A 4115-nucleotide genomic window follows, 5' to 3' on the forward strand; every position below is an offset into this window, starting at 1 on the left:
CGCGGTGGACCCGGTAGGAACCGGTGCCCCGGTGCGGACGAGTCCGCACCGGGGCTCCGCGCCTGATCCGGGGATCGGGCGTCAGATGAAGCGCCACAGGTGGTCGTCGGTGCCGTTGTCGTCCCACAGGACGACCTGAGCGCCCCGGGCCGTGGACGCCCCGTTGACGCCCAGCACCCGGCCGCCGTTGGCGCACTGGATGCGGAAGCAGCCGCCCGTGCCGTAGCGGAGCCGCCACTTGTGGTCGTTGGTGCCGTTGTCGGCCCACTGGAGCACGCGGGCCCCGTTGCTGTTCGCGGCGTTCTCCACGCCGAGCACCTTGCCGCTGTTCGAGTTGCGCAGCCGGAAGTACCCGTCGGGGTCGAGCACCGCGGTCCACAGGTGGTCGGCCGTGCCGTTGTCGTCCCACTGGACGACCAGGCCGCCGTCGGCGGTGGACATGTCCTGCACGCCCAGCACCAGGCCGCTGTTGAGGTTCTGGACGCGCCGGGCGCCGGTGGGCACGAAGCGCCAGCGGTTGTCGGCGGAGCCGTTGTCCGGGTCCTGGACGGCCTGCGCGCCCTGGGCGGTGGAGCCGCTGAGGATGCCGAGCAGCTTGCCGCTGTTGGCGTTGCGGATCCGGTGGGTGCCGTCGCCGTTGTCCAGGACGGTCCAGCGGTGGTCGGCGGTGCCGGTGTCGGACCACTGCAGGACGCGGGCGTTGTCGGCGGTGGACATGTCCTGCACGCCGAGGACCTTGCCGCTGTTGAGGTTGCGCAGCCGGACGTTCGAGCCGTCCGGGACGAGCTGCCAGAGGTGGTCGCGGGTGCCGGTGTCGCCCCACTGGAGCGCGTTCGCGCCGTCGGCGGTGGACATGTCCTGCACGCCCAGCACGAGGCCGCTGGCGGCGTTGAACAGCCGGTACCCGGCGTCGGAACCGCCGCCGCCACCGCCGGTGTTCCAGTAGACCGCGTAGTTGTGGCCGTGGGCGTCGTAGAACGGCCCCAGGTTGACCGTCGAGCCGTTGGCCCGCGCGGTGAACGCGAGCGCGGAGGTGCTCGTGCGGGTGACCGAGGCGACGTCGAGCGTCGGCAGCCCGGACAGCGCGCTGTTGCCGTAGTTGCCCGCCAGCACGGCGGGGCCGTAGGTGACGGCCACGACGGAGGGGTTGTCGTTGGCGGCCACGGTCGTCACGCGCATGGGCAGGCGCAGGGTGACGGTGTCGCCGGAGGCCCAGGACCTGGTCAGCGACGCGTAGCTGCCCGGCGTCGTGGCGACGCCCTGGGCCACGCCGTTGACGCTGATCGTGGCGCCGCTGGTCCAGGAAGGGATGCGCAGCCGCATCGTCCACGACCCGCTCACGTTGCCGGTGACGGTGAGGGTGGTGGTGTCGGTGACCGGGATGTTCGTGCTCTGGGTGACGGTGATGCCGCGCTGCGACCAGTTCAGCACCGACGGCGCGTAGAGGTTCACCGTGAGCGTGGTGCCGTTGTGGAAGTAGATCGAGTCGGAGAGCTTGGTGTTGGTCTCGATGCCGGTGCCCTGGCAGCACCAGAACGTGGTGTAGTCGGTGCTCCAGTTGCCGCCGCCCCAGGCCGGTCCGGTGTTGCCGCGCCGGTGGCCGGGGTTGAGGCCGGTGAAGTAGCAGATGTGGCCGTGCGGGTCGGCGGTGTTCTGCTGGCCGATGAGGTGGTTGAGCAGGGCGCGCTCGTAGTAGTCGAAGTAGGCCGCGTTGTTCGGGTCGAGCTGCCACAGCTCGCGGGTGAGCTTGAGCATGTTGTAGGTGTTGCACGCCTCGGCGGTGTCGGTGTTGAGGTAGGCCGCGATGGCGTTGGGCGCGCGGAAGTGCTCGGCCTGGCTGTTGCCGCCGATGGCGTAGGTGTGCGCGGCCACGGTGATGTTCCAGGCGTTGGTGGCGATGTCGCGGTAGCGCGTGGTGCCCGTGGCCTTGTACTCGCGCGCCGCGCCGATCCACTTCGGGACCTGCGTGTTGGCGTGCAGCCCGTTGAGCCGGTCCTGGTTGGCGGCCAGGGGGTCGAACACGGCGGCGTGGTCGAACCGCTGCGCCGCGGTGAGCCAGCGGGCGTCGCCGGTCTGCTGGTACAGGTCGGCCAGCACGGCGTTCATGCCGCCGAACTCGGTGCCCAGCACGCGTTGCATCTGGCTGTAGGACAGCCGGGCGGTGCGCCAGTCCACCCACCCGGCGAGCCGCAGCAGCACGTCGCGGGCCTGGGTGTTGCCGATCAGGCGCCACGCGTCCAGCAGGCCGGCCAGGGTCTTGTGCAGCGAGTAGTACGACACCGCCTTCGGGGAACCGGCCTCCAGCGCGTCGAAGTCGGACTCCGGGAAGCCGGCCAGGTACCCGGTGTTGAACCCGGCGGCGGCGTTGTTGGCCTGGCACTTGGCCAGCTCCGCGACCATGTGGTTGGCCCGGTCCCGGCACGTGGTGTCGCCCAGCACCGCCCACGCCTGCGCCCACGCGGTGAGGAAGTGGCCCTGGCTGTGGGTCCGGAACGGGAAGTTCGGCGCCTCCCAGCCGCCCAGCGGCGCCGCGCCGTTCGTGGACAGCCGGTGGTTGGCGCGGAAGTTGTAGAGCAGCCGGTCGACGTCGACGAACCGGAGGTAGGACAGCGTGCGGTTCTGGTTGTCCAGCCACCGGCCCGTGGTGAGGCGGACCTGGTCGAGGTTGAACGCGTGGGCCGACACGCCGAGGTCGGCGCGCACCGGTGGGATCACCGCCGCCTCGGCGGCGCCGTGGAACAGGGCGGGTGCGGTGGTCGCGACGGCCGCGACTCCTGCGGCCTGCAACAGCCTGCGACGGCTCAACGGTGAGGACGACATGAGGCTCCCGGGATCGGCTGCGGTGGCTGCGGTCGCGCCTGTCCGCAAGCGGTGGTGAACTCCCCGCCGGGGGCCGACCGCGTCCCGGCGAGCAGACTTGTTATCGCTAACAATCATGTGCTCCTGCCGGCCAACGCGGGTAGGCGTGTGGACGGCAGGGCGGAACGCTTCTCGGGCATGGTGCTTCTCGGCTGGCAAGCGATCGTGGATCGCACAGCGGTGCCGGCTGAGTGACCGGAGCGTTACGCTCTAGTGTTAGCGGTAACACTATTGGTGTCAATACCGCTGCGGACGGTTGCCGCCGACCTGGACGACCGGTGCGCACGGCACGGGGCGGCCCGGGAACCCCGGACCGCCCCGTGCCGCCGGTCAGCGGCAGCCGCGCGCCTCGTACGGGACCTGGAACCCGGCGGACACCTCGTGCCCGTCGACCTTCGCCCTCGCCGTCACCTCCACCGCTCCGGCGTCCACGGCCGACTTCCGCGTCGTGAACGGGTGGGAACGGGTCTTGCCCGGCTGGACCTTGCCGAACGACTTGGCGCCGTAAGGCGTCTCGACCTCGACGTCCACGGGCACCGACTCCCGGTTGGTCACCTGGACGGTCAGCTTCACGTGCGGGCCGGTGCACCGGGTGTCCGCGGCGCCCTCGACCCGCAGCGACGGCTCGGTGAACCGCCAGCTGTCGACCTCGACCAGGTCGCGGCCCTCCGGCCCGACGAAGGTGAAGTACACGTCGTGCACGCCCGAGACGCCGTCGAGGTCGGTCCCGACCTCGGCCCACTCGCCGATCGGCGCGTCGACCGGGATGGTCGCGACCACCGGCCCGGTGCGGTCGTCCAGGCGGACCTCGACGCTCGCACCCGCCACGAGCGGTTTGACGCGGGCCGACACACCGGTGGCGCCGGAGCCGAAGTCCGCCGAGGAGAGCGACGTCCAGTCACCGGCGTCGACGTCGTGCAGGGCCAGGTCCGGCACGTCGTTCGGCGCGGTGAGCCGCTTGGTGGCCAGGCCCTGCTGCCAGGCGATGGTCTCCGCCTCGATCACCCGGTAGGGGTCGAGCCGGCGGAGCTGCTCGACGCCGTCGAAGGTGCCGAGGACCTCCTTGATGGTGCCGTCCGGGTTGAACTCCAGCTTGGCGATGTGCGGGCTGCGGAACCCCTGCGTCGCGCCGCCGGTGATGCGGCGGTTCACCGTCTGCGCGTGGTAGGTGAAGTAGTGCTCGCCGCCCAGCTCGAAGACGGACTGGGGGTTGTTGCCGCCGGCGCCGTAGTAGGTGCCGGGGTTCTTGAAGATCA

At 71.1% G+C, this 4115-nt stretch carries 2 protein-coding genes; both read right to left on the reverse strand.

What is annotated here, in order from left to right; translation table 11 throughout:
- Positions 1-81: 81 nt before the first annotated feature.
- Entirely contained in the window at positions 82-2805 is a 2724-nt protein-coding gene (locus ACFV4N_RS40610; RefSeq protein ID WP_499678015.1) for a beta-L-arabinofuranosidase domain-containing protein, read from the reverse strand.
- A gap of 384 nt (positions 2806-3189) precedes the next feature.
- Positions 3190-4115, reverse strand: a 926-nt coding sequence (locus tag ACFV4N_RS40615) for a carbohydrate-binding protein (RefSeq protein WP_499678016.1), incomplete at its 5' end; no start/stop codon positions are given.

The organism is Actinosynnema sp. NPDC059797 (assembly GCF_042732085.1).
Taxonomy (GTDB): Bacteria; Actinomycetota; Actinomycetes; order Mycobacteriales; family Pseudonocardiaceae; genus Actinosynnema.